Source organism: Thermococcus radiotolerans, assembly GCF_002214565.1.
Taxonomy (GTDB): Archaea; Methanobacteriota_B; Thermococci; order Thermococcales; family Thermococcaceae; genus Thermococcus; species Thermococcus radiotolerans.
Genome location: NZ_CP015106.1, coordinates 316,642 through 332,225 on the forward strand (window position 1 = coordinate 316,642; position 15,584 = coordinate 332,225).

The following is a 15,584-nucleotide window of genomic DNA, read 5'->3' on the forward strand; positions in this document are numbered from 1 at the left end:
AAAGCCCATTTTTGCCTCAAACTTTCTTAACTTCGACCCATGTTGAATGGTATGCAGAGCCGTTCCCATACTTTTCGGCGGTTTCATCTCCCGTCAGAAAGTTCGCGTTCCAGCCGAGGAGTCTAGCCCAGAATGCCTTGTAAAGCACCACGATCCCCCGCGGAACGTCCTCCGTGAGCCTGGCCTCCGTTCTGATGCTCCCGTTGTCGTTGAAGACCTTGACGGTATCTCCGTCTTCAATGTCTCTCTCTTTGGCATCAGAGGGGTTGATGTAGAGGTTCGGGTCGATCATTCCATGTGTGTTATGGTACTGGCTCGTTATCGTCATCCGGTAGGTCGGCGTGAGGAGCCGGAGTGGATACTTCCCCTCGAACTTTCTGTACTCGGGAACCGGGCTTAGGCCCCTTCCAACAGCCCGCTGGGAGTAGAACTCGATCTTTCCGCTCGGCGTTTCCCACGTTCTCGGCTTTTTCGGGGCTTTGATGAAGCCTCTGGCCTTTAACTCTTCCCAGCTCAACCCGTTGAGTTCGAGGATTTTCCTTATCACTTCCTCGTCGCTCTCGTAGAGGTAGGGGTTGTCAATCCCGAGTGCCCTCGCGAGGAGCCGCGTAACTTCGCTGTTGCTCTTTCCGTGAAGCCTCGCGACCGGCTTGTTTAGAGCTATGTAACGGTGGTAATAGCTGTCTGCTATGTCAAGGCGCTCGAAAAAGGTGTTCGCCGGGAGGACAACGTCCGAGTACAGAGCCGTGTCGGTGAGGAAGATATCATGTGTGACCACGAAAACGTCGCTCTCCCTCAAAGCCTTCCTCAACCGGTTCTGGTTCGGCAGGCTCGCGAGGGGATTGGAGTTGTAGACGTAGAGGAACTTTATCTCGCCCCGCTCGATGTATTCGGCAAGCTTTATCTGGGGGATTCTTCTGGCCGGCCTGGTCCGTAGGAAGGCTCCCTCGGCGTAGCTTTTGTCTATGGTTTTCATGTCGTAGATGAAGCCGAAGCGGTGACCTATTAGGGCCGGAAGGATGGCTATTGCCCTCACGGCCTCACCGCCCGCCAGGGAGCGCTGAAAGCCGTAGCCTATGTGGATTACTCCCCCCTTCTCGGCGAACTTCCTCGCGAACTCCTCAATCGTCTCGCGCTTCACTCCGGTCTCGCGCTCCACGAGGTCGAAGTCCAGTTTAATTACATAATTCTTGAATTCTTCAAAACCATAAACGTTCTCGCGGACGAAAGCTTCCTCATAGAGCCCTTCCTCGATTATAACCTTCGCAACTCCAAGGGCAAAGAGAACGTCGGTGTCGGACCTTATCTGGAAGAACCTGTCGGAGCGCTTGGCCGTTTCGGTTCTGACGACGTCAACCGTCCAGATTTCAAGACCGTATTTCCTCGCCAGCATGAAACCGTGCAGGTTCGTCCAGAAGGCGTTTATTCCCCAGTAAACTATCAACTGCTGGTTTTTGAGCTCCTCGGGATTCATTCCGACTGCCGTTCCGTAGACGTCCCTCAAAGCCTCCTGGCCGGCCCTGTCGCAGATGCCATGGTCGAGCATCGATGTGTTCAGGTAGTGAAAGAGCCTCAGCGGAAAGGCGTAATTCACAACGCCCCTGTCACCGGCGTATTGATAGACCAGGACGCTTTCGCTTCCGTGTTCTTCAATCGTCTTCCTCAGTTTCCTGGCAACGAGTTCAATGGCTTCCTCCCAGTTTGTCTCCCTGAAGCTCCCGCTTCCCCTCTCCCCCGTCCTAACGAGCGGCCTTTTGAGCCTATCCTCAGCGTGGAACCATCGGGGGAGAAGTGCGCCCTTCGGGCAGAGAAAGCCGGCCGTTACGGGGTGCTCCGGATTGCCGCGAACGCTTAGTTTCCCGTTTTTAAGCTCGCTCACCATCGAGCATGTGTCGTAGCAGTCGCGGGTGCAGACTGAGAAAGGCATGGGCATCACGGGGCGATCCTTATCCTCTCGGCCGCGTCCCTCTCGACGAGAACCTTCCCGAGGCTCCGGGGGATGACGACGAGGTCGCCCGCCCTGAACGGCCCGTATTCCCTCAGCTCGGGGTCGAGTATCTTCGGCAGGTCAACCTTGATTATGTAGGCCTCCCGCGGAACCCTCTTTTTTGGGGCCTCCCTCTCTGGAACCTCCTCACTCACCTCGACGGTCTCCTCGGGAACCTCGACTGGAATCTCCTCACGCTCTATGAACGCCCTGAGTATCGTGAAAATCCGCCTCTCCTCTGAGGTCAGGCCGTAGGGGACGCCCTCAACGGCGAGGTCAACGATTTTATGGAGCCTGATTTTGATTATCTCACGCATGAGCTTTTCCGCTATGCCCAGCTGGGCGAGGTAAAGGCGCTCCTCAACGTCCTCGCCCCTCTCACGAGAGCTCTCTGCACTGAGCTTAAGTGCTTTAATGAGGCTGTCGAACTCCTCGTAGAATTCTTCATCTAGTTCCGTCAGTTCCGGCGAGGAAAGCTCCGCCTCAAGCAGTTCCCTGAGCTTGACGATGTCCACGCTCCCACCAGCCTAGATGAAATCGAGAGAAAAAGAAATCAGTCCTCGACGCGCGGAGCGAGGAGGAATATCAGCTTGCCCTCGTCCCTTATCGGGTACTCCATCTGGAGGGGCATCTCGTTGCCGAAGCGGATTATCACTTCGTCGGCCTTGCCGATGCCCTTTATCATGTCCGCGAGGTAGCTGATTCCGTAGGCGCTCTTGGTGTCCTCCTCAACCTCGAGGTCGAGAAGTCCCTCATCCTCAAGGGTGAGCTTTATCTCGACCTCGTTCGTTTCGCCCTCGGCGCGCATTATGAACTCGTTCTCGCTGGCTATGAACTTGAGGGCGTCGCTGACGAGGGAAGCATCTTTAACGGCCTCCTTGAGGACCTCGCCGAGGACGACGACCTTGGCAGTGAACGGGAGCTCCGGAAGGTCGAGCTCGAGCTCCTCCACCTCGATGAGCGGGAGCTTGAAGGTTCTCTTGGCGGTGCCCTCGAAGATGACCTCAAGGAAGTTCTCGTCACCCTTCTTGAGGATGAGCGTGTCCTTGTTCTTGCCACGCTTGAGTATCTTCTTGAAGTGGTCCATGTTGATTCCGATGGTTTCCTCTTCCTCCACCTCGTACTTGGAGAAGATGCTCTCCGGGAGATTGAGGTCGATGAGAACGACCCTGCTCGGGTCCATAGCACGCATCCCAATTCCTTCCTCGGTTATCTTGAAGGCGGCCTCGTCTATGAGGTTGCTTGCGGTGGCTATAAGATCGGCGAAATCCTTGGCACCATCAAAAACTATCTCGAACGGCATCTTTACCCCTCCTTTAATATATCGAGCATCAGCCTAACCCTTTCTTTGCCGCGGAATAAATAAGCTTTTCCGTTGTCGGTGTCGGGTATCCTCCTGTAGGCTTCCTCAAGCTCCTTCAGGGCCTTCTCCGCGAGCTTTCTGAGGGTTTCACGTTCCAGTTCGTTCACTCGTACGACCTCCAGACATAGCCGCACTTGGTGCACTTGTAGAATATCGTGCTCGGCTCATCGCCGGCCCTCGTCTGGAGCTCCCACCAGTAGGCCGTGTCGTTGCCGCACTTCGGACAGGTGATCTTCGTCGTCGGCAGGGTCTTGACGTCCTGCTCAACGACGATGATTCCCTCGTCCGGCTTGTGTTCGACCTTCTGCTTTATGACTGTCTTCTCCCTGTCCTTCTGCTCGTCGAAGGGCTCCTCGTAACCACATGAGCGGCAGACCCAGACCTTCCGTTTCCTGTCCGGAAGCATGAGGTTACCGCACTTTGGACAGAACTTCATCTTTCTCACCCCTTTAGCCGAGGGTTCGGTATGTGGGAGGAGAATAAAAAGTTTTGCCAAGCTCAGCCGGTTATCTCAAACTCTACGCTCGCGTTCCTGCAGCCGAGGGGCAGGCCGCAGATTCTCTTTACGAGCCTGTATCTCCCTGGAGGAAGGTCCGGATAGGGGTAGGGAATGGGCTCTCCAGGGGATTCGTTTTCCGGCAGGTATTTCAGGGCAACACTCTGCCTCCAGGAATGGAATGGCGGCAGGTCGTAGAGTATGTCAAAAAAGATAAACGGGGTTCTTACTCCAACCCAGCTCCCGTTCTCCCACCGGTAGAGGAGGTAGCCCTGGCCGAAGTAGATGGGCGTTAAACCGACGTTACTTATCGTCAGTTCCGGCTCTTCCCCGGCTGAATACGTGCGCTTATCGAGGCTTATCATGAAGTGCGGCCCGGTCAGGTTCCAGAGGAGGAGTATCAGGAGGACGATTCCGGCGTTCCTCTTCCACCTCATCCAACCACCTCAAACTCGGCTGAGAGCCTTATCTCGTCACTCCTGCCCCCGCAGCGCCCTCTGTCGATGATGACGGTTTTCTCTATCCGGTACTTCCCTGGAGGGATGGGCTCGAGGGTTCCAAAGGCACTCTTTCCCTTCACGAGGATAACCAGCGGTATCCTCTGAGTCCAGTTGCCGCCGGGCGGTATAGTGTAACCGATCATCGTGAACGTGAAGCCCGGAGAGATTTCCTCCCACTTGTCATCCTCGAGCCGGTAGAGCCTGTACGAGGCACCCACGAGTAAGGTCTCGCTCCCGGTGTTGATTATCGTGAGGGTGAGGTCCTCACCCACGCGATATGTACCTTTGTCGAGCCTCATGAGGGCGGTTCCGGCATCGGAATGTGTGTTTTTGGCTGTCTCACGTGTTCCAACATAAAGAATTCCAAGAAGGAGAACGAAGACGGCGAAAACGACCAGGGTCCGATTCACCGGCCCACCCCCATCAGCCCCTCACGTCGAACTCGGTCCACGCTTCAATCCCCATGCTCATCTTGTTCACCGGGTCGGTAACCACTACGGTTTTCTCTATCCTGTAGTGGCCCGGCTTGAGGTTGAGGTGGGCCAGGTTCACCCGTTGCTCCCAGCTCTTCCCGGGCTCGATTACGACCGCAACCTCAATGAAAGCCAGATTAACGGGAACCTCCTTCCACGTCCCGTTCTCCAGCCTGTAGAGCTTGAAATGGTAGCCCGTCGTGAAGTTGGCGTTTCCGTTGTTGGTTATCGAAATGACCATTGTGTCGGTTGGGGAGTAGACGGTCTTGTCGAGCTTCATGAAGTCGTTCATCGGCCGGCATTCCGGTGTGGAGTTCTCGATTATCGGGCAGCCTCCGGTAGGAGCGTGAGTGATGTTCTTCCCGTCGGAGGAGCCGTTGGATGAGCCGCCCCAGTATGAAGTGATGTAATAGCCGGCAGGGATCAGCAGGATTAGCAGCAGAACGGGAATACTCTTCCTCATCCCACACCCCTAACTGGGAGTGTGCAAAAATCCTTTTAATCCTTCCCAACGCTTCAAAAGGGGTTGAAATGAAGAAAAGAAATCACTCCCTGAGCGGGAGTCCGTAGTCGAAGGAGTAGTAGACCTTCTGGAAGTTCTGCCTGAAGTAGAAGACGTCGCGCTCGACCTTCTTCGGGTCCTCCTTGTCTATGAGGACGCGCCTGATGAAGTGGGCGATCTCCTTCATGTCGTCCTCCATCATTCCAACGCGGGTCATCTCCTGGACGCCTATGCGAAGGCCGCTCGGCTCGTTGACCTTCTCAAGCGGGTCCCAGGGCAGGAGGTTCTTGTTGAGGATTATGCCGGCCTCCTCGAGGAGGGGAGCCGCCCAACCGCCGGCCGCTGGATGAAGGTCGCTGACGTCGACGATGACCTGGTGGCTCTCGGTGTAGCCCTTGTCCTCACCGATGACCTTGAAGCCCTCCTCGGCCATAGCCTCGGCCAGGGCCTTGGCGTTCTTGACGATCTGGGCAGCGTACTTCTCACCGTACTCAAGCATCTCCGCGGCGGTGACCACCTTTCCTGCCATGTGGTGGAGGTGGTGGTTGCTCAGAACACCCGGGAAGATGGCCCACTGGAGCCTGGCTATCTCCTCGGTCTCTCCGAACCTCTTGTAGATTATGACACCACCCTGGGGTCCGGGGAAGGTCTTGTGGGTCGAGGAGGTGATTATGTCTGCCCCCTCGCGGAGCGGGTCCTGGAACTGCTTTCCGGCGATGAGGCCGAGAACGTGTGCTGCATCGTACATTACGTAGGCGCCAACTTCCTTGGCGACCGGGGCGAGCTCCTTGACCGGGTGCGGGAACGGGAAGAGCGAGCCGCCGAAGACGACTATCTTGGGCTCGAGCTCGCGGATGAGCTGGGCGGCCTTGTCAACGTCGATGTTGAACTCTTCGTTGTCGAAGGGCCAGGTGTGGACGTCAAGGCCCCTCATTCCGGCGGCACCGAAGGACATGTGGCTTATGTGGCCGCCGTGGCTGGTGTGGAGAACGATGGCCTTGTCGCCAGCGTTGGTGAGTCCGAAGAAAGCGGCCTGGTTGGCGTTGGTTCCGGAAATCGGTCTGAGGTCAGCAAAATCACTCTGGAAGAGCTTGGTGAACAGCTCGACACCGATGAGCTCAACCTCGTCAACGTACTTGCAGCCCTGGTAGTAGCGCTGCCTCGGCCAGCCCTCGGCGTACTTATGCATGAACCCGCTCGCAACGGCGCGGGTGACACTTGGGGAAGTTATGTTCTCACTTGCGATGAGGTTTATGGTGTGGCTCCTCCACTTTTCGTGCTCCTCAACAAAATTCAGAACCCTGTCGCGATAGTCTTTGTATCCATCAGCCATGGGAAACACCTCGATGGGGATTTGAACGCGGGGAATATAAACCTTACCGAAGGAGGGGAAAATCGGAGGGTCAGCGGCGGAGCTTCGCCGCTAGCCACATCAGGATTGGGAGCACTATGAAGGCCAGCATGTCTCCAGTGTCGCCCGCGAACGCCAGCACATCGGCGAAGTTCCTGATGCCCGCGAAGTATAGAGCCGCCGGTGGAACCACTGTGAGCGCCCAGGCGACCTTCCTGTCAAGCCTCACGAACTCCTCGCTGTTGCTCTGCTGTGCAAGCGCGATGCCTATGTAGCTCGTGGTTATTGCCAGGAGCGGGATGAGGTTGCCGACGATTCTGCCGAGGTGGCCGTAGAGCAGTTCGAGCCCCTGCGTGGCTATCTCAGGCGTTCCCCTTCCGAAGACGAGCAGGAACGCCGCCATGAAGACCGCGTAGATGACCGTCGGGATGAGGAAGGCAAGCACGATGACCTTCTTGGTCTCCTCGTAGCTTCCAAGCCCCTTGTAGACGTCGGGGATTATGGTGTGGCAGCCGAGAGCGAAGATGGCGACGCCGGTTATGCTCAGTATTCCGCCCAGCTCCGTGTAGAGGCCGTTGCTGAGTTTCGCGTGGGGAACGAGCATCAGGGTGACACCGATGAAGAGGGCCAGCATGACGTAGCTCATTATCAGTTCGGTCTTTCCGCTCGCCTCAAGCCCACGGTAGACGACGAAGGAAGCCAGTACCCAGAATATCGCCGCCCCCACTGTATCGCTGACGCCGAAGAGGCTCGCGAAGACGCTTCCCATTCCGGCTATGTACGCTAGAAGCGCCCCAAAGCTCATTATGAATATGCTCAGGTACATCAGCCAGCCGCCGGCCTTTCCGAGGGTCCTGTTGGCGATGGTGCTCATCTGCGCCCCGCCCATCTCCGCGGAGAACTTCAGCACTATGAACGCCGTCGTGAGCATGAGGAGCATGACCCCGAAGAGAACCGCCATTGCCGGAACCAGGCCAACTTTGCTAGCCGCGTACGGCAGGCCCAGTACTCCGGCGCCGATCTGGGTTCCCACCAGTATTGCCAGCGCCTCGTTCTTCGAGATGTGGGCCTTTTCAACCCGTATCATGCTCGTCCTTATCGCCGCGACGCCCTTTCGCTTCCTCATGAGCTGAATCAGCGCGGCTTTCCTTCTGAGCTTCTTCCTCCTCGCGAGTGCCACCCTCTCGGCGTAATAACGCCCGTGTGAAGTGGTGACCTTTCTCCTCGGTGTTCCATCGGTCACTGGCATTCTCTCACCCCCTGTTTCCGCGGATGTGTTCATGGATACAATTTAAACCCTCGCACGGAAACATGAAGGGTATTTCAAAGATTATTCGGACGGCGGCGGGAGGGCCCTAAACGGTGGGGAGAATTTTTAAGGATACCCGAGTAGGTTGGAACATGATAGAGGAGGCAGCCAAACTGCTGGCCCGGTCAAGGTTTGCGATTGCTTTTACGGGTGCTGGAATAAGCGCCGAGAGCGGCGTTCCTACGTTCAGAGGATTTAACGGGCTGTGGAAGAAGCACCGACCCGAGGAGCTTGCGACGCCCGAAGCCTTCCGGAGGGACCCCCGCCTCGTCTGGGAGTTCTACAAGTGGCGCATGGACCTGATATGGAAGGCTAGGCCAAACAGGGCGCATTACGCGCTGGCAGAGCTTGAGGAGATGGGTATCTTGAAGGCCGTCATCACCCAGAACGTTGACGACCTCCACCGGGAGGCTGGAACGAGGAACCTCGTCGAGCTTCACGGCAACATCTTCAGGGTCAGGTGCACCTCGTGCGGTTACGGTGAGTACCTCAAGGAGAGCGGAAGGCTGGAGGAGTTTCTCCGGGAGAAGGACCTCCCCAAGTGTCCGGACTGCGGCTCCCTCCTGCGGCCGGACGTCGTGTGGTTTGGGGAACCCCTTCCGAGGAGCGCCCTCGACGAGGCCTTCAGGCTCGCCGAGAGGGCCGACCTCGTTCTGGTCATAGGTACCAGCGGCGTCGTCTATCCGGCCGCGTACGTTCCGCAGATAGTCAAGGAAACTGGCGGAAAGGTTATTGAAATCAACCCGGAGGAGAGCGGGATAACACCCATAGCCGACGTTTTCCTGCGCTGTCCTGCAGGAGAGGCCATGGGGAAGCTGATGACTAGGGTTAAGGGGCTGATAGGATGAGCAGAAAGGTTCTGCTGGTGGGATTCCTGCCCGATGAAGTCGAGAGACTGCGGGAGGTACTTTCGGTTCCGGTTTTTGAGGTTCCCGGGTACTGCAGGGACTGGGTCGTGAGCGAGGTGGTTGATAAGGCGGAGGGGCTGAGCGGCTCGAGCTACTGGCACCTCAGGAAGTTCGTGATAATGCACGACGTTGGCAACGAGACGCTGAAGGAGGTAATCCGCTCCGTCAAATCCCTCAACCTGGGCAGGGTTATCTTCGCCACGACCACCGAGACCTCGCTGACCTGGAAGCTTGAGGACCTGCTCAACGAGCTGATGGCCGAGGACGAGTACTTCAAGGCCGCGCGCTGGGCTCGTGAGGAGGCGGAAAAGAGGAAGGGCCCTTTCCTCGACATCGGGAAGGGTTAAATATCTTGAACGAGTAGACTGCGGTGGGTGAAGGGATGATAAAGGTCGTGTTCTTTGACCTGGACGACACGCTCGTGGACACGAGCAGGCTGGCGGAGATGGCGAGAAAGAACGCGATAGAGAACATGATACGGCACGGTCTCCCCGTTGACTTTGATACCGCCTACCACGAGCTCCTTGAGCTGATAAACGAGTACGGGAGCAACTTCGGCAGGCACTTCGACTACCTGCTCAGGCGCCTCGACCTGCCCAGCAACCCCAAATGGATAGCCGCCGGCGTCATAGCGTACCACAACACGAAGTTCGCCTACCTGAAGAGCGTCCGCGGTGCCAGGCGGCTCCTGCTTGAGCTGAAGAAGTCGGGCTATAAGCTCGGCATAATCACCGACGGCGACCCGATAAAGCAGTGGGAGAAGATAATCCGCCTTGAACTGGACGACTACTTCGACGGCGTCTTCATCTCCGACTACCTCGGCGTCAAGAAGCCCCACCCGAAGATATTCGAAAAAGCACTGCGCAAGATGGGGGTCGAGCCTGGAGAGGCGCTGATGGTGGGCGACAGGCTGTACTCCGACATCTACGGTGCCAAGCAGGTTGGCATGAAGACCGCCTGGTTCAAATACGGCAAGTACGCCAACAGGGAGCTCGAGTACCTCGAGTACGCTGACTTCACTGTGGGCTCTCTGGAGGAGATTCTGGATATAGTCAGGGGGTTGAACCTTGAGGAGAGGGAAGAGCGTCCAGATAAGGAAGTTCATGCTGATTGACTCCTCATACAAGTCAAGGATTCTCAGGGGCGACAAGGTCACCACGATACGCTACGGCGACTACGAGGCCAAGCCGGGGAGCGAGGTTTACCTCGTCATAACGCCGAGTGACACGGCCATAGCGAAGGTCAGGATAACCCGCGTTGAGAAGAAGAAGGTAAGGGCGCTTACCAACCAGGATGCAAAACTCGACGGCTTCTCCGACGTCAGAGAGCTTCTCAGAGAGCTGAATAAAATCTACGGCGAGCTCTACGGTGATGACGAGGTCACGATAATCGGCTTCGAGGTTCTCAAGAGATTCGACGACGGGATTCCGCTCAAGTGGCTTAAAGGCCTGAATTACCGCGAGCCGACGGAGATAGCGCGCCTCTACCTCGAGAACCAGGAAAAACTGAACCTCAACCGCGAGACGGACTTTATAATGCGGCGCATCTACAACGAGGGGCTCGGAAGGGCCGTGAGAACCTTCGGGCCGAAGAAGGTTCAGGGAGCTCTCCTCAAGACCTACCACGCCCTCTACGCGGCGGGGGTAATCTGAGTCCGGGAGAGAAAAGCTTTTTTACGGCTTCGTCTTTCTTTAAACGCCATGGATGAGGTTAAGTTCGACGCCAAATTCACCGCGCTCACGGCCGGAGTTTTCATCGTTCTGATTCTCCAGGCTACAGGTTTAATCTACGGAATAAACGAGTGGGTTAATTCGCAGCTTCCCCTCGTGGATACACCCCTGATGAACCTTCTCACGCGGCTTGGTGGCGACATATTTCTCGCGCTGTTTGGGGCATTTGCCGTAATAGCCGACTGGAGGGAGAAGGGTAGGGTCTCCCGGAACACGCTGCTTTTCATTCTCGCCGTCGCGATTGGTCTCGCTGCCGTTGGGGCACTCAAGCTCATCTTTGCAGAACCTAGGCCGAGGCCGGGCTACGGAACCTACGCCTTCCCCTCGGGCCACACCTTCCGTGCTGCGGTGATAGCGGCCTACGGCGCGGACAGGTGGGAAAAGTATGCCCCAGCCTTCTGGGCGTACGCCGTTGGAATAGCCCTCACGAGGCTCCTCCTCCACGTTCACTGGTTCGGCGACGTGCTCTTCAGCCTTTTCTTTGCCCCCTGGCTCTACTTACTGCTCAAATCACTCCTCGGAGGGAAGTTTGAATGAACGGCTTCCTTGAGGTGTTCCTCCTCTCGCTGATTCCAACCTTTGAGGGGCGCTATGCGATAGTTTATGGCATCGGCATGGGCTACCCCCTGTGGGAGACGCTTTTGGCCGCTTCCCTTGGTGTCCTGCTCCTCTCGCTGGTTCTTCCGGCGGCCCTTCCCTACATAGACAGGCTGATGCTCTGGCTTGAGGGGACCTTTTTGAGAAAGGTGGCCCACCTCTACCTCTACTACGTCGAGCGCGTGAGGAAGAAGGCCCACCCCTACGTGGAGAAGTGGGGCTTCATCGGGCTGACGATATTCGTGGCGATACCGCTCCCCGGGACGGGCGTCTGGACCGGAGCTCTGGCGGCATACCTGCTCGCCATCGAGAAGAGGCAGACGGTCCCGGCTTTAATCCTCGGCGGGCTTTTGAGCATGGCGATAACGCTGCTGCCGGCTCTGGGGCTGTTTGGATAAAAAGGAGAAGCTCAGGTAAGGCTTTTCCCCATCGTTTCTTCTCCCAGCGCCAGGACGTCCAGCGCACCGATTATCGCCACCACCGCAATCACAAGTACCGCCAAGGCGCCCCCGCTCAGCTCCATTATCCTGCCGGCCAGGATCGGTGCGATTCCCCCACCTATCCTCGCCATGGCTCCGGCCCAGCCGGTCCCCGTGCCCCTGACGGCCGTCGGGTAGAGCTCCGGCGTGTAGGCATATATCGCTCCCCAGGCACCGAGGTTGAAGAAGCTGAAGGCTATCGCACTCGCGATGATCGCCGCCTCGTTCCCCGAGCTGGCCGCGAAGTAGAAGCCGACTCCGGCTATTCCAGAAAGCAGGAGGTAGTAGGAGAGGGTCTTCTTTCGACCGATTCTCTCAAGCAGATAGGCGGCGCTCCAGTAGCCGGGCAGCTGGGCTATGGCGGTGATGATGAAGTACTGGAAGCTCCTGAAGACGGTGATTCCCAGCGTTGCCGAGAGGAACTTCGGAAGCCAGATGAAGAAGCCGTAGTAGGCAAAGGCTATGCTGAACCAGGCTATCGTGAGCATAAGTGTAACCCTTCCGTACTTTCTCCAGAGGTCCATGACAGAGGCTTTCTTCGTCTCCTTTGGAATCTCAAGCTTAACACTTACTCCGAGGGCCCTCCTTATGGTCTCCTCGGCCTCCTTAACGCGCCCCCTGATGAGCAGGTAGCGGGGTGATTCGGGGAGCGTGAGGAGTAGCGGGAGGATGAGTATTATCGCGCCGCCGAAGAGCAGTATGCTCCTCCAGTCGGCCTTCACGAGGATAGCGACCACTCCTATGATTATCGTTCCTATCGCCCAGAAGCTCTCGAGGATTGAAATCATCGCACCCCTTATCGAGCGGGGCATGAACTCGGCGAAGTAGGAGCTTGCGACGGGCAATGAGCCGCCGAGGCCGAGGCCGACGATGAAGCGCAGGGCTATGAGGGTGTCGAGATTTCCGGCGAAGGAGCTGACTATCGAACCGATGGAAAAGGTGGCAACCGCGAGGGTGAGTGTTTTCTTCCGTCCAATCCTGTCGGCTAGATAGCCAAAGAGCCACGCGCCGAAGAGCATACCGAAGAGCGCCGCCGAGCCGAGAGAGCCGAGCTTTGTCAGGCTCCCCTGGAAGGCCGGGTCGTTCTTGAGCAGGGCTATGACGAATCCGGCCGAGATGGTGTTCACGGCTATGAACGCCCATACGGTTCCAAGGATGGCTAAAAGCGTGTAGTGGAACTTATTCAACCGGGAGTTTTCGATGGCCTCCACCTTTCACCACCCGATTTCATTTGCATGAAGAAGTTTTAAGTGTTTTTCACGTATTGCGCGGCTTGATTCGGCCCGCTCTCTTTGTTCCGTTCCAAATTCAAGGTTCACGGATTGAGATATTGCGGAGGTGCCCCTAATGGCTTGTGGGGGTTGACGTTAGAATTCCAACTTATTCAGTTCCCTCTTCATGATTTTCCACTGCTTTTCTGAGTACGCGGAGGGATCCGTGGCCACTATGAGGGTGCCCCCAAACTTAATAACGTGGTCTTTCAGTGAGAGTAGGAATTTGAAGGCTTTTTCGAAGCCGTTTTCCAAGGCAAGGTATTCAAAGCAATCGAGAACAACGATGGAGTGCCCCTTCTCAAGATGCTTTTTCACCAGATCTACAAGAATCCCTATGTCAGTCGGCCGTATCGTTAAGACGTCTTTCCAAGACGAAGTTGGGGAGAGTGTAGTAATCCAGAAGACTGGAAATGCAGGCACTTTCCTGTCAGGAAGGCTCCTTGTTATGAGGATACCGTTTCCTGCGGAGTTCATCTTCTGGAGAATCACCTCGAGATTCCTTTTCTCCTCCACGTAAAACGCGCCGTGAGGTATGTCCACACTCGGGGCTTTGGGGTGTGTGATCTGGAAAAGTGCATATTTTGCCATCCCTACGAACATCATGACCCTAAACACTGCCCCTGCACCGTAGAGATACGAGGCAAGTTCGGTTGTTATGGTCACGGGGTAGGTAAGGTTAATGACTCCAAGGAGAAATGCACCAATGGGGAAGAGTGTGGCGGTACTTTTTACTCCCACTTCCCTTTTGATAAGGGTGTATCCTGTAACCATGAGGGACAGCCCTAAGAAAGGCAGAGGGAACGCCATGAGGAGCAGAAGGGACGTGTTGAAGAGTGTTGCGAGCAGAACGTACGCCGAGCCCCCAACTGCCGTGAGGATGATTAAAAGCTGACCTCTCATTGTCTTGAGGCGTCCATGAAGGTAAAGGGACGTGGCCAGTAGGAGTATCCCTTCAATCACTGCGAACAGGGCGAGAAGGGGCGTCAGGACCTTCGGCTCTGGATGAACTCCGAGGTCTTCAAGTATCGGCTTTTGGGTGAGGGCTGCGAGGGAATCTATCCACAGTGCCAGACTCAGAAAGAGAAGGAATTCCTCGCATTTTCGTGTCCACCTGTAGAGGGCGAATCCCCACGTGGAGAACCTCATAATTACATTCAGGATTTCCAACACGCACCTCACCCATCGCTTTAGAATTCTGTGCAATAACTATTAAAACTTTAGTTCATTTAACGTTGTTCCACAGGACACTTCGATAGAATTTGAAAAATTATTGAAAAGATAAGAGAAGGGGCTACTTCGTCGCCCTCGTTATTCCAACGTCCTCCACGAGAACGTAGGGCGTTGAAACCGGCGTGCTGACCTCCCACCAGTGGATGTGGTAGCTCTCCTTTCCGAGCGCCTTGATTCCCTCGAGGATCCTCTGGAAGTTGTCGCTGACGCGGATGTTCCTTATCTGCCTCAGCTCGCCGTTCTCGACGAGGAATATTCCGTCCCTCGGGATGGTCGAGAAGTCCCCTGCAACGTAGTTCTGGAAGCGGGTGTACCAGACGTTGGTGATGTAGATTCCCCTCTTGACCTCGCTGAACAGCTCCTCCCTGGAGTAGTCGCCCGGTTCGAGGACGATGTTCCACGCGTGGGGCATTATGAGGCCCGCGTTGGCCGTTGTCTCGGTTCCATATTTCTTCGCCATGCTCGTGTTGAGCAGGAACGTCTTGAAGGTTCCATTCTCGATTATCGTTGTTTCCCTCGTGGGCACCCCTTCGTCGTCGAACTTCCTCGTTCCGTAGCCGTTGGGCATGTTGCCGACGTCCTTTATCGTGACGATTTCGTTGGCAACCTTCTGGCCGAGCTTGTTCACCAGGAAGGAGAAGCCCGCCTCTGCCGCGTAAGCCGAGGTCATGAAGCTCATGTAGCTCAGCAGGTTCGCAAACGCTAACGGGTCGAAGATTACGTCGAACTTCCCCTCTGGCCCCTGCTCAGGGTTCTGCGCCATCTTAGCTATCTCACCGGCCTTCCTTCCGGCGCTTTCGGGGTCGAACTTCTTGAGAACCCTCACGGAGTTCGTTCCGTGGCCGCTCTCAAGGTCTCCGATGAAGGCCCTAACGCTTATCTCTATCCCACTGCCCTCGTCAAAGGCCTCAACGCCGTTGCTCGTGGTCAGGTAAAGCCTATTGTGGTCGGTGTAGAGAACACCTGCTACCCTCTTAGCTCCCTCTTCAAGGGCGGCGTTGATGGCCCTTTCCACGTACTCGTTCGGCTCGTCGAGTTCGACTATGGCTTTATCGAAGGTTTCCGGAATATCCCTGTACTGGAACGGGCCTTCAGCGATTCCGTAGTAGTCCTCCTTCGGCGCCATGCCCTTCATGTTGCTCAGGAGGGTTTTCAGAGTCCTCTCGATGTTCTCCTCGCTCAGCTCGGTGATGCTCGTTCCGGCAACGCGTTTCTCAAGCTCGACGAACAGCTCCACCTTCCTCTCGTGCCAGTTCTTGGCGACGGTTATCTCGTTGTTGGCGAAGCGAACCTGGCGCCTGTCCATCTCGTAGCCCAGAACGACGACGTCGCCAAATCCAAGCTCCTTGGCCTTCTTCAGGATGAACTCGTTAACGTCGAACATC

19 protein-coding genes are annotated in these 15,584 nt (G+C 56.3%); 6 read left to right on the plus strand and 13 right to left on the minus strand.

From position 1 onward, the window contains the following. Positions 1–16: 16 nt before the first annotated feature. The 10 genes from A3L10_RS01745 to A3L10_RS01785 all read right to left on the minus strand — a co-directional run bounded on the left by A3L10_RS01745 (position 17) and on the right by A3L10_RS01785 (position 7,921). Positions 17–1,927 carry a molybdopterin-dependent oxidoreductase gene (locus A3L10_RS01745; protein WP_088866120.1) on the minus strand — a complete coding sequence of 637 codons (1,911 nt, stop codon included), beginning with the start codon at positions 1,925–1,927 and terminating at the stop codon, positions 17–19. Positions 1,928–1,932: 5 nt separating this feature from the next. Further along, entirely contained in the window at positions 1,933–2,502 is a 570-nt protein-coding gene (locus A3L10_RS01750; protein ID WP_088866121.1) for a DNA replication complex subunit Gins51, read from the minus strand. Between the two features lie 38 nt (positions 2,503–2,540). Beyond that, the gene (locus tag A3L10_RS01755) at positions 2,541–3,290 is read right to left on the minus strand and encodes a DNA polymerase sliding clamp (RefSeq protein WP_088866122.1); all 750 of its coding nucleotides are present in this window, start codon (positions 3,288–3,290) and stop codon (positions 2,541–2,543) included. Between the two features lie 2 nt (positions 3,291–3,292). Continuing rightward, positions 3,293–3,457, minus strand: coding sequence for a hypothetical protein (locus A3L10_RS10330; protein ID WP_167892235.1), 165 nt, complete (start codon positions 3,455–3,457; stop codon positions 3,293–3,295). Then, positions 3,454–3,786, minus strand: a complete 333-nt coding sequence (locus A3L10_RS01760; protein WP_088866123.1) for a transcription factor S — start codon at positions 3,784–3,786, stop codon at positions 3,454–3,456. Before A3L10_RS01760 ends, A3L10_RS10330 begins: the two co-directional genes overlap by 4 nt. A gap of 62 nt (positions 3,787–3,848) precedes the next feature. Then, positions 3,849–4,283, minus strand: coding sequence for an immunoglobulin-like domain-containing protein (locus A3L10_RS01765; protein ID WP_088866124.1), 435 nt, complete (start codon positions 4,281–4,283; stop codon positions 3,849–3,851). Beyond that, complete coding sequence (locus tag A3L10_RS01770) at positions 4,280–4,756, minus strand: immunoglobulin-like domain-containing protein (protein WP_088866125.1); 477 nt, start codon at positions 4,754–4,756, stop codon at positions 4,280–4,282. The genes A3L10_RS01765 and A3L10_RS01770 overlap by 4 nt, the downstream gene beginning before the upstream one ends. 13 nt (positions 4,757–4,769) lie before the next feature. Next, positions 4,770–5,282, minus strand: coding sequence for an immunoglobulin-like domain-containing protein (locus A3L10_RS01775; RefSeq protein ID WP_088866126.1), 513 nt, complete (start codon positions 5,280–5,282; stop codon positions 4,770–4,772). Positions 5,283–5,364: 82 nt separating this feature from the next. After that, positions 5,365–6,654 (minus strand): serine hydroxymethyltransferase, encoded by a 1,290-nt coding sequence (glyA, locus tag A3L10_RS01780; RefSeq protein ID WP_088866127.1) that lies wholly within the window; start codon positions 6,652–6,654, stop codon positions 5,365–5,367. 70 nt (positions 6,655–6,724) lie between these two features. Continuing rightward, positions 6,725–7,921 (minus strand): aromatic amino acid transport family protein, encoded by a 1,197-nt coding sequence (locus A3L10_RS01785; RefSeq protein WP_088866128.1) that lies wholly within the window; start codon positions 7,919–7,921, stop codon positions 6,725–6,727. A 152-nt stretch (positions 7,922–8,073) separates the two neighbouring features. Here A3L10_RS01785 and cobB point away from each other — a divergent pair, with 152 nt between their 5' ends. Genes cobB through A3L10_RS01815 form a run of 6 tightly spaced genes read left to right on the plus strand, consistent with a single transcriptional unit; the run spans position 8,074 to position 11,614 of the window. After that, entirely contained in the window at positions 8,074–8,829 is a 756-nt protein-coding gene (gene cobB / locus A3L10_RS01790; protein ID WP_088866129.1) for an NAD-dependent protein deacetylase, read from the plus strand. After that, positions 8,826–9,236 (plus strand): DUF3783 domain-containing protein, encoded by a 411-nt coding sequence (locus tag A3L10_RS01795; RefSeq protein ID WP_088866130.1) that lies wholly within the window; start codon positions 8,826–8,828, stop codon positions 9,234–9,236. Before cobB ends, A3L10_RS01795 begins: the two co-directional genes overlap by 4 nt. Before the next feature lie 35 nt (positions 9,237–9,271). Next, on the plus strand, positions 9,272–10,003 hold the full coding sequence (locus A3L10_RS01800; RefSeq protein WP_088866131.1) for a TIGR02253 family HAD-type hydrolase: 732 nt from the start codon (positions 9,272–9,274) through the stop codon (positions 10,001–10,003). Further along, positions 9,993–10,541 carry an ASCH domain-containing protein gene (locus A3L10_RS01805; RefSeq protein WP_088867521.1) on the plus strand — a complete coding sequence of 183 codons (549 nt, stop codon included), beginning with the start codon at positions 9,993–9,995 and terminating at the stop codon, positions 10,539–10,541. The genes A3L10_RS01800 and A3L10_RS01805 overlap by 11 nt, the downstream gene beginning before the upstream one ends. 48 nt (positions 10,542–10,589) lie before the next feature. Beyond that, positions 10,590–11,156, plus strand: coding sequence for a phosphatase PAP2 family protein (locus A3L10_RS01810; protein WP_088866132.1), 567 nt, complete (start codon positions 10,590–10,592; stop codon positions 11,154–11,156). Beyond that, the gene (locus A3L10_RS01815; protein WP_088866133.1) at positions 11,153–11,614 is read left to right on the plus strand and encodes a COG2426 family protein; all 462 of its coding nucleotides are present in this window, start codon (positions 11,153–11,155) and stop codon (positions 11,612–11,614) included. The genes A3L10_RS01810 and A3L10_RS01815 overlap by 4 nt, the downstream gene beginning before the upstream one ends. 11 nt (positions 11,615–11,625) lie before the next feature. On the opposite strand, the gene A3L10_RS01820 is transcribed toward A3L10_RS01815, so the two are convergent. From A3L10_RS01820 to A3L10_RS01830, 3 genes are all read right to left on the minus strand, one after another. Next, positions 11,626–12,906, minus strand: a complete 1,281-nt coding sequence (locus A3L10_RS01820; protein ID WP_088866134.1) for an MFS transporter — start codon at positions 12,904–12,906, stop codon at positions 11,626–11,628. A gap of 156 nt (positions 12,907–13,062) precedes the next feature. Next, the gene (locus A3L10_RS01825; protein ID WP_088866135.1) at positions 13,063–14,139 is read right to left on the minus strand and encodes a DUF835 domain-containing protein; all 1,077 of its coding nucleotides are present in this window, start codon (positions 14,137–14,139) and stop codon (positions 13,063–13,065) included. 121 nt (positions 14,140–14,260) lie between these two features. After that, positions 14,261–15,583 (minus strand): TldD/PmbA family protein, encoded by a 1,323-nt coding sequence (locus tag A3L10_RS01830; protein ID WP_088866136.1) that lies wholly within the window; start codon positions 15,581–15,583, stop codon positions 14,261–14,263. Position 15,584 lies beyond the last annotated feature (1 nt).

What these genes read in the sequence shown, in the direction of transcription:
- A3L10_RS01785 (WP_088866128.1), bottom strand. Translation starts at nt 7,921, where the DNA reads ATGCCAGTGACCGATGGAACACCGAGGAGAAAGGTCACCACTTCACAC.
- A3L10_RS01800 (WP_088866131.1), top strand. Translation starts at nt 9,272, where the DNA reads ATGATAAAGGTCGTGTTCTTTGACCTGGACGACACGCTCGTGGACACG.
- A3L10_RS01775 (WP_088866126.1), bottom strand. Translation starts at nt 5,282, where the DNA reads ATGAGGAAGAGTATTCCCGTTCTGCTGCTAATCCTGCTGATCCCTGCC.
- A3L10_RS01745 (WP_088866120.1), bottom strand. Translation starts at nt 1,927, where the DNA reads ATGCCTTTCTCAGTCTGCACCCGCGACTGCTACGACACATGCTCGATG.
- A3L10_RS01805 (WP_088867521.1), top strand. Translation starts at nt 9,993, where the DNA reads ATGCTGATTGACTCCTCATACAAGTCAAGGATTCTCAGGGGCGACAAG.
- A3L10_RS01810 (WP_088866132.1), top strand. Translation starts at nt 10,590, where the DNA reads ATGGATGAGGTTAAGTTCGACGCCAAATTCACCGCGCTCACGGCCGGA.
- glyA (WP_088866127.1), bottom strand. Translation starts at nt 6,654, where the DNA reads ATGGCTGATGGATACAAAGACTATCGCGACAGGGTTCTGAATTTTGTT.
- A3L10_RS01830 (WP_088866136.1), bottom strand. Translation starts at nt 15,583, where the DNA reads ATGTTCGACGTTAACGAGTTCATCCTGAAGAAGGCCAAGGAGCTTGGA.
- A3L10_RS01765 (WP_088866124.1), bottom strand. Translation starts at nt 4,283, where the DNA reads ATGAGGTGGAAGAGGAACGCCGGAATCGTCCTCCTGATACTCCTCCTC.
- cobB (WP_088866129.1), top strand. Translation starts at nt 8,074, where the DNA reads ATGATAGAGGAGGCAGCCAAACTGCTGGCCCGGTCAAGGTTTGCGATT.
- A3L10_RS01815 (WP_088866133.1), top strand. Translation starts at nt 11,153, where the DNA reads ATGAACGGCTTCCTTGAGGTGTTCCTCCTCTCGCTGATTCCAACCTTT.
- A3L10_RS01755 (WP_088866122.1), bottom strand. Translation starts at nt 3,290, where the DNA reads ATGCCGTTCGAGATAGTTTTTGATGGTGCCAAGGATTTCGCCGATCTT.
- A3L10_RS01760 (WP_088866123.1), bottom strand. Translation starts at nt 3,786, where the DNA reads ATGAAGTTCTGTCCAAAGTGCGGTAACCTCATGCTTCCGGACAGGAAA.
- A3L10_RS01795 (WP_088866130.1), top strand. Translation starts at nt 8,826, where the DNA reads ATGAGCAGAAAGGTTCTGCTGGTGGGATTCCTGCCCGATGAAGTCGAG.